Source organism: Pseudomonas sp. FFPRI_1 (assembly GCF_055384485.1).
The window spans coordinates 5539229-5557099 of record NZ_AP029168.1 but is presented as its reverse complement, the minus strand read 5'-3'; the positions used below and the strand labels follow the sequence as shown (position 1 = coordinate 5557099).

Sequence of the window (17871 nt, the reverse complement as noted above, 5' to 3'; positions counted from 1 at the left end):
GTCACTTGAGCATCAGGCTCCCCGGCACCTGCTCACGGATACTGAGCATGTGCTGGATGCTCTGCAGAAACAGACTCTCGGCCTGGCTCATCTTCTGTTCGCGATTCCACAGCAGCTGGATATCGAAATCCACCACTCCCTCTTCCGGTGGCAAGCGCCACAGCAAGCCCTGCTCGACATCCCGACGCACCAGGTGGATCGGCAGGCAGCCGATGCCGAATCCGGCACAGATCAGTCGATGAATTTCCTCGAAACTGGTGGATGAAGCGACGATCTTGCCGGTAAAGCCCTGCTGATCGCGAAACAGCGTCAAGGGCGAAAGGTTGCCCCCCAACTGGTCGCTGGTGAAGCTGACAAAGTGTTCCGCCGCCAGCTGTTCCAGGCTCAGGCCCTGTTGCCCGAACAAGTGATGACGCTGACCGCAGAAGTAGGCATAGCGCTCGCGAAACAGCACCCGCTGCTCCAGTCGCGGCTGCGGCAGACGGCACAGGCCGACTCCCAAGGTGGCGGTCTTCTGCAGCAACGAACTGATGATATTCGAGCTGCCCATCACTTCCACCTCCAGCTCGATCTTCGGGTGCGCGGCATGGAAGTCGGCGAGAAACTCGTCGTAGTGCTGCGCCTTCACACCACTGACGGTAAGGATGCGGATCTTTCCCACCACGTCGTCCTGGCGGCTTTCCACCACCGTGCCCAGGCGTGAGATATCGCCGTAGATATCCGCGGCGATACGCAACACATCCTCGCCGGTTTCAGTCAATTCAAAGCGCCGGCCCCCCCGAACGATCAACACACAGTCGAGTTGCTCCTCAAGGCGTTTCAATGCCTGGCTGACGGCTGATTGGGTGATGTGCAGGCGCGCAGCGGCGCGGCTCATGCTGCCTTCCTGACCGATCACCAGATAGGTGCGCAGCAGGTTCCAGTCCAGGCGGTCGTTGAGAAAACGCCGGCCGACCCATTCAGTGTCGGGAACGCTGGGGGAGGCCATGCCCACCTCTGTTAGTAGTTTGGCTAATACCAAGGTTAAGAATTTGAAAATTGACTAATCCTTGCATGGCGGCGATAAAGCCCGCAAGCGCCACAGAGCGCCCCGTGACCGAGCCTTCAGCACCTGCCCATAACTACAAATACACAGGGTCCTTGCATGCACAGCACCTCTCAGCCGCGACGCGCGGCGGCGGCGGCCTTCATCGGCACCACCATCGAGTTCTACGACTTCTATATCTACGCCACTGCAGCGGCATTGGTCCTGGGGCAGGTGTTCTTTCCCAGCAGCGATCCGGTGATGAGCACCCTGGCGGCGTTCGGCAGCTTCGCCGTGGGCTTCATTGCACGGCCCATGGCGGGCATGGTCTTCGGCCACCTGGGAGATCGCCTCGGTCGCAAGAAAATGCTCCTGGTTACCATGGCCCTGATGGGCCTGGCCACTACCGGCATCGGCCTGCTGCCCAGCTACGCCAGCGTCGGTATCTGGGCGCCCATCAGCCTGATCGTGTTGCGCCTGATCCAGGGGATATCCGTGGGGGGCGAGTGGGGCGGGGCGGTGTTGATGGCCAGCGAACATGCACCGGCCAAGCGCAAGACGTTCTACGCCTCCTTCGCCCAGTTGGGCAGCCCCGCTGGCTTGTTGCTGGCACTGATTGCCTTTCGCCTGGTCACCAGCCTTGCGCCCGAGGACTTCCTCGCCTGGGGCTGGCGCCTGCCGTTCCTGGCCAGCGGTGTATTGATGATGGTCGGCTTGATGATCCGCTCCGGGGTGCATGAGTCGCCAGAGTTCGCCAAGGCCCGGGACAACCACGAAACCGCCGACTACCCAGTGATGGAGGTGATCCGCAACTGCTGGCGGCAGATCCTCTTTGCCGCAGCGGCGGTGACTATCGGCTCGGCCGGGTTCTTCTTCACCAACACGTTCATGATCACCTATGTCACTCAGTACCAGGGCATTCCCCGGTCGACCATTCTCGACTGCCTGTTCCTGGTGACGGTGATCCAGCTGCTGTCCCAACCGATCTCGGCGCTGCTTGCCGAACGCTTCGGCGAGGGCCGTTTCCTGACCCTGGTGGCCCTGTTGTGCATGGTCACGCCGTACCCGATGTTCCTCCTGGTGGGCACCCAGAACATCCTGCTGATGACCCTCGGCATCGCCCTGGCGGTGGTGATCCTCTCGGCGCTGTACGCGGTGATCGCCGGCTACATGACCCAGGCCTTTCCGGTGCACCTGCGCTATTCCGGCATTTCCATCGCCTACCAGCTCAGCTGCGCCCTGGCCGGTGGCACCACGCCGCTGATCGGCACGCTGCTGGCCAGCCAGTTTTCCGGGCAATGGCTGCCCTTGGCGCTGTTCTTCAGCCTGCTGTCGGCCCTGTCCTTGATCGGTGTCTGCGGGCTGGCGCGGATGCGCGCCAGCCCAGCCACCCACACAACTCCCCAAGAGGTGTATTCGTGAGCAAACCTGAACACATGAGTGCCGTTGAATGGCAGGCCCGTTGCGAACTGGCGGCGCTGTACCGCCTGGTGGCGCACTTTCGCATGACCGACCTGATCGACACCCACATCACCCTGCGCATTCCCGGGCCCGAGCATCACTTCTTGATCAACCGCTATGGGGTGATCTTCGATCGCATGCGCGCCAGCGACCTGGTGCGCATTGACCAGCAGGGGCGCATCGTCGACCCGGATTCCAGCCAGCAGCGGGTCAATGCCGCGGGGTTCGTCATCCATTCGGCGATCCACATGGCGCGCCCCGATCTCAACTGCGTGATCCACACCCACACCGCCGCCGGCATGGCGGTAGCAGCGCAGAAGCAGGGGCTGCTGCCGATCAGCCAGCACGCGTTGAAGTTCTACGGCAAGTTGGCCTATCACACCTATGAGGGCATTGCCCTGTCCCTGGACGAGCGCGAGCGGCTGATCGCCGACCTGGGGCCGCACCGGGCAATGATCCTGCGCAACCATGGGCTGTTGGTGGGCGGGCTGAGCGTGGCCCATGCCTTCCAGGAGATCCACTTCCTCGAGCGTGCCTGCCAGGCCCAGGTACAGGCCCTGGCCGGAGGCTCGGAGTTGAATTATCCGTCACCCGAGGTCTGTGCCCACACCGCCGAGCAGTTCGAGCGCGATGATGCCGACAACATCATCCAACTGGCCTGGGAAGCGGCCCTGACCCTGATCGAGTCTCAGCGCGAGTCCTACCGGTCATGAGTCCGGTGGTGCTGTTGTCCCGTGATACGACGCTCCTGCAGCAGTTGCAGCAGGCCTTTGCCCGCAGTGCGCCGCAGCTCGATGCGGTGCTGGCGGATGATCCGCTGGCCGGGGAGGCACAGGTGGCCGCCTGCTGGTTCCCCCCCCGCCGGCAGCCTCGGGGCCTTGCCCGGCCTGCGGCTGATTCATTCGGTGGCCGCGGGGATCGATCATCTGCAGCACGATCCGTCCTGCCCGCCGTTGCCGGTATGCCGGGTCGTGGACCCCGGACATCGCCAGGGCATGACCGAGTATGTGCGCTGGGCCGCCATCCACTATCACCGGGGTTTCGACCAGGTGCTGCAACAGCAGGCTGGCAAAGTCTGGCAGCGCCCCCGGCAGCGTCCGGCCGCCGAATTCAAGGTCGGGGTCATGGGCCTGGGTTCCCTCGGCGCGGCCATTGCCGAAGACCTGGCTGCCGCCGGCTATCAAGTCCGGGGCTGGGCCCGCAGCGGCAAGCAACTGGCGGCGGTGCAGACCTTCGCCGGCCCCCAGGCTATGGGAGCCTTTCTCGATGGCCTGGAACTGTTGATCAACTTGCTGCCGCTGACCACCGAGACCCGCGGCATTCTCGGTCAGGCAACCTTCGCCCGACTGGCGCCGGGAGCGGCGGTGGTCAATTGCGGGCGGGGCGCGCACCTGCGGCTCGAGGACTTGCAGCAAGCCCTGGCCAGTGGGCAGTTGCGGGGCGCCTTGCTGGATGTCTTCGAGGAGGAACCGCTGCCGCCGGATCAGCGCCTGTGGAGCCTGCCCGGGGTGACCATCACCCCACACATGGCTTCGGCCGCGTCCCACGACTGCATCGCCATGCAAGTGGCGGAGAACCTGCGCCGCCTGCACGCCGGGGAGCCGCCGCTGAACCTGGTGGACCGGGCGCGCGGCTACTGAGCTTCGAGGCAGCCCTGCAGGCGTTCGAGGAAGATCGTCTCGGCGCGGCTCATGCGCTGCTCGCGATTCCACAGCAGGTGGATGTCGACATCGGCAATGCCTTCGTGAGGGGGCAGGCGCCATAGCAGCCCGGCGTCGACATCGGCGGCCACCACGTGCACCGGCAGGCAGCCGATGCCGAAGCCGGCGATCACCAGGCGCCGAACCTCCTCAAGGCTCGGCGACGACGCGACAATACGCCCGCTGAAGCCCTGCTGGTCGCGAAAAATGGTCAGTGGCGAAAGCATGCCGCCAATCTGGTCGCTGGTGAAACTGACGAAGTTCTCCCGCTGCAGGTCGCCCTCGGCGACGTCTTCGCGGCCGAACAGAGGATGATGCTTGCCGCAGAAGAAACCGTAGCGCTGGCGCAGGAACAGCCGCTGCTCCAGGCGCGGCTGCGGCCGTCGGTTGAGGCTCAGGCCCAGGGTCGCAGTCTTTTCCAGCAGGGCGCTGACGATGTCCGAGCTGCGCATCACCTCCACCTCCAAATCGACCCGGGGATGTTGACGATGGAAGTCGGCCAGAAAAGCATCGAAGCGCTCACTGAAGATGCGACTGATGATCAGCAGCCGGACCCTGCCGCTGACCTCGTCGGCGGGCTGCTCCAGCAGGCTGCTGACCTGGGACATCTGGCCGTAGATCTCCCCGGCCAGGGCAAAGACCTGTTCGCCGACTTCGGTCAGGGCAAAGCGTGGCCCGCGGCGGGCGATCAGTTGCCGCCCCAGTTGTTCCTCCAGGCGCTTGAGGGCCTGGCTCACCGCCGGCTGGGTCAGGTGCAGGCGCGCCGCGGCACGGCTGATGCTCAGCTCCTGGCCGATCACCCGGAAGGTGCGCAGCAGGTTCCAGTCGAGGCGGTCATTGAGCAGGCGATGGGGCTCACGGTCGGACATGGGAGGCTCTGGATCAAGCAATCGACGAATAATAAGCAGGGATAATAATCGAGATAAACAATAGAAAATTGACTAATTATCCCTCGCAACGGATAAATCCTCCCCAGACAGGCGCCAGCAGAAGCCCCTGCGCTTGACCCTCACTCCTGCCAAAAAAATAACCAAGGGAGCCTGACCCATGAAGCCTTCCGCTTCGCCGCAGCCACGCCGGGCCGCGGCCGCCGCCTTTATCGGCACCATGATCGAATGGTACGACTTCTACATCTACGCCACCGCCGCGGCGCTGGTGTTCGGGGCCTTGTTCTTCCCCTCCGACGACAAGCTCTTCAGCACCATGGCCGCGTTCGGCACCTTCGCCGTGGGCTTCTTCGCCCGGCCCCTGGGCGGGATCATCTTCGGCCATATCGGCGACCGCATCGGCCGCAAGAAATCCCTGGTCATCACCTTGCTGATGATGGGCGTGGTCACGGTGTGCATCGGCCTGCTGCCGACTTATGCACAGATCGGCGCCCTGGCACCGGTGCTGCTGATCCTGCTGCGTATCGTCCAGGGCATTGCCGTGGGCGGCGAGTGGGGCGGTGCAGTGTTGATGGCCGGCGAACATGCGCCCAAGGGCCGGCGCAACTTCTTCGCCTCCTTCGCCCAATTGGGCAGCCCCGCCGGGCTGATTCTCTCGCTGCTGGCTTTCAGCGCGGTCACTCGCCTGCCGGAAGAGGCGCTGATGAGCTGGGGCTGGCGCCTGCCGTTCCTCGCCAGTGCCCTGTTGCTGCTGGTGGGCCTGGCGATTCGCCTGGGAGTCAACGAGTCGCCAGAGTTTCTTGCCAGCCGCGAGCAGGCGGTCAAGGCCCAGCGCAAGGAGCAGACCCCGGTGATGGAAGTGCTGCGCAGTGCCTGGCGTCCCTTGCTGCTGTGCATCGGCGCCAACACCCTGGGAATTGCCGGGGTGTATTTCACCAACACCTTCATGATCGCCTACACCACCCAGCAGCTGGAGATCCCCCGGTCGCTGATCCTGGAATGCCTGTTCGTGGTGGCGATCATCCAGTTCTGCGTCCAGCCCCTGGCCGCCTGGACCGCCGAGAAGATCGGTGCCACGCGTTTTCTATGCCTGGTGTCGCTGCTGGCCATGGCCTCGCCGTACCCGATGTTCGTGCTGGTGAGCTCTGGCCAGGCACCCTTGATGATCCTCGGCATCGCCCTGGCGGTGGTGTGCATGGCGTCCTTCTACGCGGTGATCGCCGGCTATGTCAGCGGCATGTTCGAGACCCGGGTGCGCTACACCGCGATCTCCCTGGCCTATCAGGTCTGCGGTGCCCTGGCCGGAGGCTTGACGCCGCTGGTCGGCACCTGGCTGGCCCATCGATTCATCGGCCAGTGGTGGCCGATGGCAGTGTTCTACAGCCTGATCGCCGCGGTCTCGCTGATCTGCGTGCTGGCCCTGGCCCGTCGGCACGCCACCGCCCACCGTCTGGAAATGGCGCACGGCGCCTGAATGCTTGGAGAATCCTGCATGTTGAAAATCAATGGTCAACGCCTGTGGGCGAGCCTGATGGCCATGGCCGAGATCGGCGCCACCGCCCGTGGCGGCAGTTGCCGGCTGGCCTTGAGCGATGAAGACCAAGCCGGCCGCGAACTGTTCGCCCGCTGGTGCCGCGAGGCCGGGTTGACCCTGAGTGTCGACCCCATCGGCAACCTGTTTGCCCGGCGCCCTGGCCTCGATCCGGACGCGGCACCGGTGATGATGGGCAGCCACCTCGACACCCAGCCCGAAGGCGGGCGCTTCGACGGTGTGTACGGCGTGCTCGCCGGCCTGGAAGTGCTGCGCCGCCTCAATGACCTGGGCATCCAGACCCGCAAGCCCCTGGAAGTGGCGGTGTGGACCAACGAGGAGGGCGCACGCTTCACCCCGGCGATGTTCGGTTCGGCGGTGTTCACCGGGGTCATGACCCTGGCATCGGCCCTGGCGGTGCGCGATGCCGCGGGCATCAGCGTGGCCGAGGCGCTGGAGCGTACCGGGTATGCCGGCAGCCGGCCCCTGGGCGGGCAGGTGGATGCCTATTTCGAGGCCCACATCGAACAGGGGCCGATCCTTGAAGACAACGCCAAGAGCATCGGCGTGGTCAGCGGCGGCCAGGCGATCCGCTGGCTCGACGTGCAGGTGCAAGGCATGGCCGCCCACGCCGGCACCACGCCGATGCCGCTGCGTCAGGACGCCCTCTACGGCGCCGGGCAGATGATCCTCGCGGTGGAACAACTGGCGGCGGACTTCGCGCCCCAGGGCCTGACCACCGTGGGCGAGTTGAGCATTGCCAAGTCGTCGCGCAACACCATTCCCGGGGTGGTGGACTTTACCGTCGACCTGCGCCATCACCAGGATGAGCAGATTGCCGCCATGGAGCAGCAGGTCCAGGAGCGCCTGCAGGCCATTGCCGCCCAGCGTGGTCTCAAGGTCAGTATCAACCGTCATTGGGTCAGCCCGGCCACCCCGTTCGATGCCGACTGCGTGGCTGCGGTGCAGCAGGCGGTGGACGCCCTGGGCTATGCGCAGCAGTCCATCGTCAGCGGCGCGGGGCACGATGCCATCCTGCTGGCGCGCTACTGTCCGACCGCGATGGTGTTCATCCCCTGTGTCGGTGGCCTGAGTCACAACGAGGCCGAAGACGTGTTGCCCGAGGACGTGTGCCAGGGCGCCGATGTATTGCTCAATGCCGTGCTGGCCCGCGCCGGCCAAGTTGCCTGAGGAGAGAGTCATGCGCAGTTTCTTCCACCCTGAACAGCTGCTTCATCATCCCCGCAGCTACTACTCCCGGGGCCAGATGCGTACCCCCCAGGAAGTCCCCGAACGCGCCAGCCGCCTGGTACAGGCCGTCCACTCTCTGGGCTTCGACCTGCTGCAGCCCGAGGACGCCGGCCTGCAACCGCTGCTGGCGGTGCATGGCGCGGTGTACTTGAGCTTTCTTGAGGAGGCCCATCAGCGCTGGAAGGAAATCCCCGAGGACTGGGGTGACGAGGTCATGTCCAACATCTTCGTGCGCGAGCCCAATGCCCTGCGGGGAATCCTGGCCCAGGCCGCGCGCTACCTGGCGGACGGCAGCTGCCCGGTGGGCGAGCAGACCTGGCGCTCGGCCTATTGGTCGGCCCAGAGCGCCATCGCCGGGGCCCGGGCCCTGCTCGACGGCGAGCCAGCGGCCTACGCCCTGTGCCGACCACCGGGGCACCATGCCCGGGCCGAAGCCGCAGGCGGCTTCTGCTACCTGAACAACGCGGCGATTGCCGCCCAGGTACTGCGGGACAGGTTCAGCCGGGTGGCGGTGCTCGACACCGACATGCACCACGGCCAGGGCATCCAGGAAATCTTCTACGACCGCGACGACGTGCTCTACGTCTCGGTGCACGGCGACCCGACCAACTTCTATCCGGGCGTCGCGGGGTTTGCCGAAGAACGCGGCAGCGGCGCGGGCGCGGGCTACAACCTCAACCTGCCCATGGCCCACGGATCCAGCGAAGGGGACTTTCTTGAACGGCTGGAGCAGGCCCTGAGCGCGGTGCAGGATTTTGCTGCCCAGGTGCTGGTGCTGTCCCTGGGCTTCGATATCTACGAGCTGGATCCGCAAAGCAAGGTGGCGGTGACCCGCGACGGTTTCGCCACCCTGGGCCAGCGTATCCGCAGCCTGGGCCTGCCGTGCCTGATCGTCCAGGAAGGGGGGTATCACCTGGAAAGCCTGGAAGACAACGCCCGGGCGTTCTTCGCCGATTCCGCCGCCTGGGCCCTGTAGGCACCACAGTCCCGCTCCTGCATAAGCTGGCATGCATTCGCCGTAGGAGCCGGCTTGCCGGCGAAAGGGCCTCACGTCTTGCACCCGACTAAAGGCCCTCGATCGCTGGCAAGCCAGCTCCTGCACAAGCTGGCATGCATTCGCCGTAGGAGCCGGCTTGCCGGCGAAAGGGCCCTCACGTCTTGCACCCGACTAAAGGCCCTCGCTCGCTGGCAAGCCAGCTCCTGCACAAGCTGGCATGCATTCGCCGTAGGAGCCGGCTTGCCGGCGAAGGGGTCTCAAGTCTTGTACTCGTCTCAAGGCTCTCGGCGCTGGCAAGCCAACGCCAACGGGAGATTCCGCGAGGGGGCATGCGGCACTTGCCATTTGCTTTACGTTAACGTCAAGATGCTCGAGCGCCGGCCAGGCTGGCGCAGCTTTTGCTTTGCTTTCAACAGGCGCAGGTGCAGGGTGTCCGATTCCGGGCAAACCCCTTTACTGCCCTCTGTACCCGGTGTAGACATCGACCACGGCTTGCGTGCTTCGCGCAATTCAAGGGACTGGAGCGGGAAGCCGCCGGCGGACTGATTCGGAGCGCTTGATGACTCTTATAAAAACAATAAAGGGTGAGTGGCAGCAGGAAGCCCGGTTGGCCCGGGAACGGTTGCACCAGGAAGGCGAGATCCCCGACGGGGTCCTGCGTGCGGAAATCGATGCCTCATGGCGACGCAGCCTCAGCCATGGCGTGCACGTTGCCAGCCCACACCAATTGACCCTGGAATCCAGCGCCAGCCTCGAGGTGCTGCTGGCCAGTAACCGCTTGCTGCTGGACGCGGCGATCCCGGCCATCGACTACCTGACCCAGCACCAGGGCCAGGACGGCCTGATCATCCTGGCCAATGCCGACGCCACCATCCTGGCCATCGAAGGCCGTGCCGACCGACTCAAGCACAGCGGCGTGCAGGACATCACCCTCGGCGCCTGCTGGAGCGAGGCCACCCGGGGCACCAACGCCCTGGGCACGGCACTGGTGGAAGCCCGGCCGACCCTGATCGACTGCGGCGAACACTACCTGGATCGCCTCAGCCATTTCTCCTGCACCTCGGTGCCGATTCAATGCCCCCAGGGCGACATCCTCGGGGTTCTCGACCTGACCCGCGAAGGTCCCCTGGGGCGTGCCCAGGACAGCACCGCGCTGCTGTCCATGGCGGTCAGCCAGATCGAGGCGCGGGTGTTCCAGGCCTCTTATCCGGAACAGATCGTCCTGGCCTTCCACAGCCGCCGGCAATACCTGGAGTCGCCGTGGCAGGGGCTGCTGGCCCTGAGCCTGGGAGGCCAGATACTTGCGGTCAGCGGCCAGGCCTGCCAGTTGCTCAACACCTCCCGCAGGGCCTTGCTGGGGCGGCGCTGTGAGGAGTTTCTCGGGGTCGACGGCCTGCAATTGCTGGCGCGCCTGCAGCAAGGTGCGGTGGGCAGTTTGCAGACGGCGAAGGGCGAGCTGTTCTACAAGGCCCTGCGGGCGCCGCAGCCTTCGCTGACGCTGCACCGGGCACCGCGGACTGCGCCGAAAAGCCCGCCCATGCCCCAAGACCTGGAAGCCCTGGCCGGCGGCAACAGCCGTTACGCGCGCACCTTGCGCATGGCTCGCCAGGGCCTGGCCAATGGTTTGCCGGTGCTGCTCCTGGGCGAGACCGGCACGGGCAAGGAAGTCCTGGCCCGGGCCCTACACCAGGCCGGCAGCCGTGCCGAGAAACCCTTTGTCGCGGTCAACTGCGCGGCGATTCCCGAGGGCCTGATCGAGTCCGAGCTGTTTGGCTACCGCGAGGGCGCATTCACCGGTTCGCGCCGTGGCGGGATGGTCGGGCGCTTGCAGCAGGCCCACGGCGGCACCTTGTTCCTCGATGAGATCGGCGACATGCCCCTGGCCCTGCAGGCGCGCCTGCTGCGGGTGCTGCAGGATCGCAAGGTCGCACCCCTGGGCGCCGGCGAGGAACAGGACATCGACATCGCGCTGATCTGCGCCACCCACCGCGACCTCAAGCAGCAAGTGCAGGACCAGGCGTTTCGCGAAGACCTGTTCTACCGGGTCAATGGCATCAGCGTGCTGCTGCCGGCCCTGCGCGAACGCGAGGACCTGACGGCCCTGGTGGACAGGCTGTTGCACAAACTCGGTGGCGCCGAGGTGAGCATCGCCGAGGACCTGCGCCGGCTGCTGGCGGACTACCACTGGCCGGGCAACATCCGCCAGCTGGAGATGGTCTTGCGCACCGCCCTGGCCCTGCGCGAGGAGGGTGAAAGCCACATCGGCCTGGAGCACTTGCCGGACAGCATGCTCGACGACCTCAATGCCAGTGCCCGGCCTCTGGGGGGCAGCATTCGCGAGAACGAACTGGAGTTGATCCGCAATGCCCTGGACAGCCATCAGGGCAATGTCTCGGCCGCCGCCGATGCCCTGGGTATCAGCCGCGCGACCCTGTACCGCAAGCTCAAACAGTTGCGCAGTTGATGCTGCGCCTGCTCACTCGGCTGGTGGACAGCCGCGATTCCCGAGCGCTGGGCGCCGCCCTGGGTTGGCTCTACAGTTTTGTGCGGCCCCACCGGCTGGCCATCGGCGGCCTGTTGGCACTGTCGGTGTGCGCCTCGTTGCTGGTGCTGGTGCAACCCTGGCTGACCAAGCTGCTGATCGACGATGGCCTGCTGGCCCGGGATTTCCCCACGCTGGTGCTGGTCGCCGGGCTGATGATCCTTGCCGGCCTGCTGGGCACGCTGCTGTCCGGGATCAACCGCTACCTGCACACACGGCTGTCGGGACGGATCCTGTTTGCCTTGCGCGATGACCTCTATCGCCACCTGCAGCGGCTGTCGCCAAGCTTCTACGGCCAGCGGCGGATCGGCGACCTGATGTCGCGCCTGGATGGCGATGTGGCGGAGATCCAGCGCTTTGCCGTGGACTCATTGTTCTCCGCAGTGTCCAGCGTGATCGGCCTGGTGGTGGCGCTGGCCATGCTCCTGACCCTGTCCTGGCAACTGTCGCTGCTGGCCCTGCTGCTGATCCCCCTGGACGTGCTCTGGCTGCGCTGGATGCGGCGCAAGGTGGAGCGCGATGTGCGGCAGTTGCGCGAGCGTTCGGCGGACATGTCCTCGTTCATGGTGGAAACCCTGCCGGTGATGAAGTTCATCCAGAGCGCCGGTCAGCAGCAGCGCGAAGCCCAGCGCCTGGACCGGCTCGGCCAGGGCTACATGAACCAGTTGCTGAAGCTGCAGGTCACCGAGTTCTTCACCCAGGCGGTGCCCGGCACCCTGACGTCGCTGTCCCGGGCCTGCGCCTTTCTGATCGGCGGCTATTGGGTGGTGCAGGGCACCTGGCAATTGGGGGCGCTGATTGCCTTCTCCACCTATCTGGGCATGGCGGTGGGACCGGTGCAGAGCCTGCTGGGGCTGTATGTGGCGATCCAGCGCATGACCGTGAGCCTGGGCCGGGTCATGGAACTGCGGGGCGAGGAGCCGGGCATCAGCGCCCCGCCAGATCCGCTGCCGCTGCCGGACAACGGCGAGTTGCACTTCGATGGCGTGCACTTCAGCCATCCCGGCCGGGGCCTGATCCTCTGCGGTATCGACGCGCGGATTGCCTATGGCCTCAAGGTGGCCCTGAGCGGTGCTTCGGGGGCGGGCAAGAGCACCCTGATCGACCTGCTGCAGCGTCACCACGATCCGCAGTCCGGGCAGGTGCTGCTGGGGGGCGTGGACCTGCGGCGGCTGGACCTGACGCAATTGCGCCGGCAGGTGGCGGTGGTCAGCCAGGACATCGTGCTGTTTCGCGGCAGCCTGGCGGACAACCTGGCCTACAGCGTGCCCGATGCCAGCCGCGAGGCGGTGGCCGAAGTGGCGCGGCTGGCGCAGTTGCAGGGCCTGATCGAGTCCTTGCCCGAGGGCCTGGACAGCCCGCTTGGAGAGCGCGGGCAGCAGCTTTCCGGCGGCCAGAAACAACGCATCGCCATTGCCCGGGCACTGCTCCAGAACCCGATGATCCTGGTGCTGGACGAAGCCACCTCGGCGGTGGATGAGGCCACCGAGCGCGAGGTGATCGAAGCCATCGATCGCCTGTTCGCCGGGCGCACGCGGATCCTCATCAGCCACCGGCCCTCGACCCTGGCCCATGCCGACCTGCGGTTCGAGTTGCAGGGCGGTGTGCTGCGCAGCGTGGAGGTGGCCCATGAAGCCTGAGGTGCGCATTGGCGTGATCGACAGTGGTCACGCTGCCGAGCAACGGGTCGTGCAGGGGCGGCGGTTCTTTCTGCAGCCCGAAGGCATCGGCGAGGGCCGATTGCAGCCCGATACGCTGGGCCATGGCAGCGCGATCGTCGAGGCCATCCAGCAGCGCGCCCCTGATGCGCAGCTGTATGTGGCCCAGGTGTTCGATCAGCGTGGGGTCACCAGCGCCGCCCAGGTGAGCGCTGCGCTGTATTGGCTGCTGGAGCAGGAGGTGCGCCTGATCAACCTCAGCCTTGGCCTGCGCCAGGATCGCCCGTCGTTGCGCCAGGCCTGTGCCGAGGCCGAAGCGCGTGGCGTACTGCTCTGCGCTTCGAGCCCGGCCCAGGGCGAGCCGGTATATCCGGCTCGTTACCCCGGGGTGCTGCGGGCGACGGGTGATGCTCGATGCAGTGCTCAACAATGGGCCTGGCTGGGCAGCGCGCAGGCCGATTTTGCCGCCTGTGTGCAGGGCGCAGGCTCCGGGCAGTCCGGTGCCAGCCTGGGGTGTGCGGCCCTGAGCGGGCACATCGGTGCCTACCTGGCTCGGCACCCCGACGCGAGCAAGGCGCAGGTCGCCCAGTGGCTGCGCGAGCATGCCGATTTCCACGGCCCCGAGCGGCGGCGGCCGGCATGAGCCGCATCCTGATTCTCGGCGCCGGTCCCGCCGGGGCGACGGTGGCCCTGGGCCTGCGTCGCCTCGGTTATCCGGTAACCCTGGTCAGCGACTGGCGCCGCTTTGCGGCGCTGGAAGGGGTGTCGGTAAGAGTCCTGGAGGCGTTGCGCAGCGCCGGCCTGGAGCAGGCACTGGCCCAGGCCCTGCAACCTTCCCAGCGGCAGGTGGCCTGGAACGGTGCCGAGCACGCGCAGAACATCGAATACCTGCTGGATCGCCCGAGCTTCGACCAGGGCCTGCGGCACGCCTTGCGCCTGGCCGGGGTGCGGTTGATCGAGGGCCGGGTGCTGCAGGTGCAGTCCACGGCGGCCGGGCATCGGGTGCAGGTCGAGGGCCAGGATGAGCTGGCTGGCGAGTTCCTGGTGGAGGCCCGCGGGCGCCAGGCTCCGGCACTGGCCAAGGGCCTGCGCAAGACCTCGGACGATGAGTTGAACCAGGGGCCGGACAAGGGCCTGCGCGGCCCGGAAACCCTGAGCCTGCTCAATCGCTGGCAAGGCCCGATCGGCCAGGCCGCCAGTGCGGTGCACAGCCTGGAAGATGGCTGGGCCTGGATGGCCCGGCGCGCGGACGGCCAGTGCTACTGGCAGCTCACGCTGGACGTGGCCAGTGCCGGGCTGCCGGGCAAGGCGCAGTTGCTGGAGTACTGTCGCCAGCGCCGCCGGGCTTCGGCCATGGCCCGGAATTTTTTTTCCGACGCACCAGAGCACGACCTGCAACTGCACGCCCGCAGCAGCACGGCGATCCTCAGCCCCCAAGTGTGTGGCGATCACTGGCTACGGGTCGGCGACGCAGCCATGGCAGTGGACCCGTTATCGGGCAATGGCATTTTCCAGTCGCTGTCCTGCGCCCTGCAGGCGCCGGCGGTGATCAACACCCTGTTGCAGCAGCCGCAACGTGCCGCGCTGGCGCAGCGTTTCCACCGGCAGCGGGTGGAGCAGTTGTTCCTGCGTTTTGCGCGCATTGGCCGGGACTTCTATGCCGACGAACAGCGCTGGCCCGAACAGCCATTCTGGCAGGCGCGGCGGCAATGGCCGGACCGGCAGCCGGCGCATCGTACGCAGGATTTCTCGGCTTTGCGCATCGAGCGCGCGCCGGTATTGCGTGATGGCCTGGTGGATGAAGCCGAGGTGGTGATCACCCCGGACCAGCCCTTGGGTGTCTGGCATGTGCAGGGTGTCGAGCTGGCGCCGCTGTTGCGCCGGCTGCAGCAGCAAACGCCCCGCGAAGCCTTGTCCGGTCTTGACGAAGAACAGGGCAGGGCGGTGCGCAGCTGGTTGCTGGGACAGGGGTATCGACCATGAAGGCCGTGGCTGCAGCGATGTGGACAACCGAGTGTTGATCCGTATCTGAATCAGCGCCGTCACTCTCTGTGACAGCGAGCGGGCTCGCGGTCCACGTAGTGGCCTCCCGCGCCGATCATCCTCGCCTGGGGCGGCCACCCGGAGCTGATGCAGAGCCCCGGGTGGTGATTGCCTGCGGTCAGCCAGTGGCTTTGAGGGATACCCGGTTTGCGCCTTTCCAGGTTTCGCAGACCTTGATGTCTCTGATGCGGGTGGCCGGGACCTTTTCGTCCAGCGAGTCCTGCTCGAGGATCACGCAGCCGGCGAAGTTCTGCTCCTGCAGGTTCCTGGGGTGAGTCAGGAAGCAGGCGTTGAGCACCAGCTTCGAGCTGCGGTGCCGGCTGGCGGGGCGGCTCGGGCTGAGGGCAGCAGCCGTTTCGCCACTGAAGCGGGCATTGGTCGGGGAGCGCCGGTCATGCTCCGGCGCCCCTGGCAGGCGTGGCTGGTCAGTGCTGGATGGCACTCGAAGGGCCCGTGAACACGGGCCTTCGGGCTGTTCGGGTCAGAGCTTGATCAGCACCGATTTCAGTTCGGTGTAGTGTTCGATCGCCGCATGGCCCATCTCCCGGCCGACACCGGACATCTTGTAGCCGCCGAACGGCAGCGCCGGATCCAGGGCGCTGTGGCAGTTGACCCAGACCGAGCCGGACTTGATTCGCGGGATCATTCGGTGCACCGCCGCCAGGTCGTTGGACCAGATGCTCGCCCCCAGCCCGTAGGGGCTGTCGTTGGCCATGCGCAGGGCATCGGCCTCGTCGTCGAAGGGGATGGCCACCAGCACCGGGCCGAAAATCTCTTCCTGGACCAGGGAATGCTGCTGATCGACATCGACGATCACCGTCGGCTTGACGAAGTAGCCCGGGCCGAACTGTTCGCCGCCACAGGCGATGGTGGCGCCGCTTTCCCGGCCCATCTCGATGTAGCGCCAGACCCGCTCCTGCTGGCGGGCGGAGATCAGCGGGCCCATCTCGACGCTGGCGTCCAGGCCGTTGCCGAGTTTCATGGCATTGGCGATGCCGGCGATATCGGCCACCACATTGTCGAAATGCTTGCGCTGCACATAGAGCCGGGAGCCGGCGCAGCACACCTGGCCCTGGTTGAAAAAGATCGCGCTGGCGGCACCGGCCGCGGCGCTGCCGAGGTCGGCGTCGGCCATGACGATGGTCGGTGACTTGCCGCCCAGCTCCAGGGTCACACGGGTCATGGAATCCATGGCGATCTTGCCGATTTCCTTGCCCACCGCAGTGGAGCCGGTGAAGGTCAGCTTGTCCACCAGGGGGTTGTGGGTCAGGGCTGAGCCGGCGGTGATGCCGGTGCCGGTGACCACGTTGAACACGCCTTCGGGGTAGCCGGCCTCCTGCACCAGTTCCGCCAGCTTCAAGGCGCTGAGCGGGGTCTCATCGGCGGGTTTGAGCACCACCGTGCAGCCGGTGGCCAGGGCCGGGCCGAGCTTCCAGCAGGCCAGCAGCAAGGGGAAGTTCCAGGCGACGATGGCCCCCACGACGCCCACTGCCTCGCGGCGAATGAAACTGTGGAACTGATCATCCGGCATCAGCGGCAGCGAAACCTCGACGCTGGCCCCTTCGATCTTGGTGGCCCAGCCGGCCATGTAGCGCAGGAAGTCGATGGACAGTTGCACGTCCATGGCCTGGGCCACGGCGGCGCTCTTGCCGTTGTTCAGGCATTCCAGCTGGGCCAGCAGCTCGGCGTCGCGCTGCATCAGGTCGGCGAGTTTCCACAGCAGGTTCTGCCGCTCCCGTGGCCGGGTGCGGGTCCAGGGCGAGTCGTCGAAGGCCTGGCGGGCGGCCAATACCGCGCGGTTCACGTCGTCCACCGTGGCCCGGGGCACCAGGCACAGTTGTTCGCCGGTGGCGGGGTTGCGCAGGGGCATGGTCTGGCCATCGCTGGCCTCGACCCAGTGGGCGCCGATCAACATGCGCGGGGCGCGCTGGATAAATGCCGTGGTGGCGGCAAGCAGGGGAGCAATAGCCATGACGAAGCCTCTTGTTGTAGGTGAGGCCGGGGCTTTCGCAATGGCTATGCCAGTTTCGCCGAGGCCACGTGGCCTCGGTATTGCGGGGGCTTGGGCGCATTGCCGAGGCGGGTGCGGCGATGGCTTTTCGCAAACTGCGACAGCCCGATGAGATTCAAGAGACGCACCGGCCCGCGGGCCCGGGCGCTACCCCACTGGGTTTTCTAGAGGTGCAGCCAGGCCAGGGAGCCCAGCAGCACGCTGCCCCCGGCCGCGCCATAGGCGAGCTTCTTCAGCCATTCCTTGCGGGTCAGCAGGGTGATGGCCGCCATCGAAATTGCGATCTGGATCGCCATCATCGCCTGGGCCCAACGGTGGTGCTGGTGCAGCGCAGCTTCCGATTGCTCGTCCCAGTCCCGGGCCTCGGCTTCCAGGGCCTCGGCCTTGAGGCGCACGGCGTCCTTTTCCTTCTGGTAGCGCTGGGCCTCGATGCCGTAGTGCGCGGCGTCGACTCCGGGAATGTGAGTCGCCAGCTCCGCCAGGTTCTGCCGGCTGGACTTGGCCTGGTAGTAGCTCCACTGGTTGGCGGCTTCGGTCTTTTTCATCGCGGCGTTGTTCTTGTCCATGGCCGCGAGGCTTTCCGAGGAACCGGCCTGGTAGCTCAAGAGTGCTCCCAGGGTGGCCATGATCGCCGTCATCACCGCGATCTTGCTGGCGAAATTGTCACTGCGGGCGTGAGCGTGTTCGGCCAGGTGTTCCACGTGCTTTTCGTGGGGGCTGGGCACTTCGAAGTCTTCGGTCATGGCGATCGATCGGCGGAGTGGGG

At 66.1% G+C, this 17871-nt stretch carries 14 protein-coding genes and 1 pseudogene; 10 read left to right on the top strand and 5 right to left on the bottom strand.

All coding sequences use genetic code 11. The annotated features are described in order from the left end of the window. Nucleotide 1: 1 nt before the first annotated feature. Nucleotides 2–988 carry a LysR family transcriptional regulator gene (locus ACZ5BO_RS24625; RefSeq protein ID WP_464696806.1) on the bottom strand — a complete coding sequence of 329 codons (987 nt, stop codon included), beginning with the start codon at nt 986–988 and terminating at the stop codon, nt 2–4. 156 nt (nt 989–1144) lie between these two features. Between ACZ5BO_RS24625 and ACZ5BO_RS24620 the strand changes: the two genes are divergently transcribed. The 3 genes and pseudogenes from ACZ5BO_RS24620 (at nt 1145) to ACZ5BO_RS24610 (ending at nt 4125) form a co-directional block, all read left to right on the top strand. Continuing rightward, nucleotides 1145–2446 carry an MFS transporter gene (locus ACZ5BO_RS24620; RefSeq protein WP_464696805.1) on the top strand — a complete coding sequence of 434 codons (1302 nt, stop codon included), beginning with the start codon at nt 1145–1147 and terminating at the stop codon, nt 2444–2446. After that, nucleotides 2443–3198, top strand: a complete 756-nt coding sequence (locus ACZ5BO_RS24615) for a class II aldolase/adducin family protein (protein WP_025126277.1) — start codon at nt 2443–2445, stop codon at nt 3196–3198. The genes ACZ5BO_RS24620 and ACZ5BO_RS24615 overlap by 4 nt, the downstream gene beginning before the upstream one ends. Continuing rightward, nucleotides 3195–4125: pseudogene (locus tag ACZ5BO_RS24610) on the top strand (2-hydroxyacid dehydrogenase). The gene ACZ5BO_RS24615 and the pseudogene ACZ5BO_RS24610 overlap by 4 nt, the downstream one beginning before the upstream one ends. Here the strand turns inward: ACZ5BO_RS24610 and ACZ5BO_RS24605 are convergent. After that, complete coding sequence (locus ACZ5BO_RS24605; RefSeq protein ID WP_464696804.1) at nt 4119–5054, bottom strand: LysR family transcriptional regulator; 936 nt, start codon at nt 5052–5054, stop codon at nt 4119–4121. The pseudogene ACZ5BO_RS24610 and the gene ACZ5BO_RS24605 sit on opposite strands and share 7 nt — an antisense overlap. A 178-nt stretch (nt 5055–5232) precedes the next feature. Between ACZ5BO_RS24605 and ACZ5BO_RS24600 the strand changes: the two genes are divergently transcribed. The 7 genes from ACZ5BO_RS24600 (at nt 5233) to qhpG (ending at nt 15034) form a co-directional block, all read left to right on the top strand. Next, on the top strand, nt 5233–6546 hold the full coding sequence (locus ACZ5BO_RS24600; protein ID WP_464696803.1) for an MFS transporter: 1314 nt from the start codon (nt 5233–5235) through the stop codon (nt 6544–6546). An 18-nt stretch (nt 6547–6564) separates the two neighbouring features. Continuing rightward, on the top strand, nt 6565–7794 hold the full coding sequence (locus tag ACZ5BO_RS24595) for a Zn-dependent hydrolase (protein WP_464696802.1): 1230 nt from the start codon (nt 6565–6567) through the stop codon (nt 7792–7794). Nucleotides 7795–7804: 10 nt separating this feature from the next. Next, entirely contained in the window at nt 7805–8830 is a 1026-nt protein-coding gene (locus ACZ5BO_RS24590; protein ID WP_464696800.1) for a histone deacetylase family protein, read from the top strand. Between the two features lie 580 nt (nt 8831–9410). Further along, entirely contained in the window at nt 9411–11315 is a 1905-nt protein-coding gene (locus ACZ5BO_RS24585; RefSeq protein WP_464696799.1) for a sigma-54-dependent Fis family transcriptional regulator, read from the top strand. After that, nucleotides 11315–13033 carry an ABC transporter ATP-binding protein gene (locus ACZ5BO_RS24580; RefSeq protein WP_464696798.1) on the top strand — a complete coding sequence of 573 codons (1719 nt, stop codon included), beginning with the start codon at nt 11315–11317 and terminating at the stop codon, nt 13031–13033. Before ACZ5BO_RS24585 ends, ACZ5BO_RS24580 begins: the two co-directional genes overlap by 1 nt. Continuing rightward, the gene (qhpE, locus tag ACZ5BO_RS24575; protein ID WP_464696797.1) at nt 13023–13694 is read left to right on the top strand and encodes a subtilisin-like serine protease QhpE; all 672 of its coding nucleotides are present in this window, start codon (nt 13023–13025) and stop codon (nt 13692–13694) included. Before ACZ5BO_RS24580 ends, qhpE begins: the two co-directional genes overlap by 11 nt. Beyond that, nucleotides 13691–15034, top strand: a complete 1344-nt coding sequence (qhpG, locus tag ACZ5BO_RS24570) for a flavin-dependent monooxygenase QhpG (RefSeq protein WP_464696796.1) — start codon at nt 13691–13693, stop codon at nt 15032–15034. Before qhpE ends, qhpG begins: the two co-directional genes overlap by 4 nt. Before the next feature lie 178 nt (nt 15035–15212). Here qhpG and ACZ5BO_RS24565 read toward each other — a convergent pair whose 3' ends face one another. From ACZ5BO_RS24565 to ACZ5BO_RS24555, 3 genes are all read right to left on the bottom strand, one after another. Continuing rightward, the gene (locus ACZ5BO_RS24565) at nt 15213–15536 is read right to left on the bottom strand and encodes a hypothetical protein (RefSeq protein WP_464696795.1); all 324 of its coding nucleotides are present in this window, start codon (nt 15534–15536) and stop codon (nt 15213–15215) included. Nucleotides 15537–15575: 39 nt separating this feature from the next. Beyond that, on the bottom strand, nt 15576–17066 hold the full coding sequence (locus ACZ5BO_RS24560; RefSeq protein WP_464696794.1) for an aldehyde dehydrogenase family protein: 1491 nt from the start codon (nt 17064–17066) through the stop codon (nt 15576–15578). Between the two features lie 203 nt (nt 17067–17269). After that, the gene (locus ACZ5BO_RS24555) at nt 17270–17848 is read right to left on the bottom strand and encodes a DUF4337 domain-containing protein (RefSeq protein ID WP_464696792.1); all 579 of its coding nucleotides are present in this window, start codon (nt 17846–17848) and stop codon (nt 17270–17272) included. Nucleotides 17849–17871 lie beyond the last annotated feature (23 nt).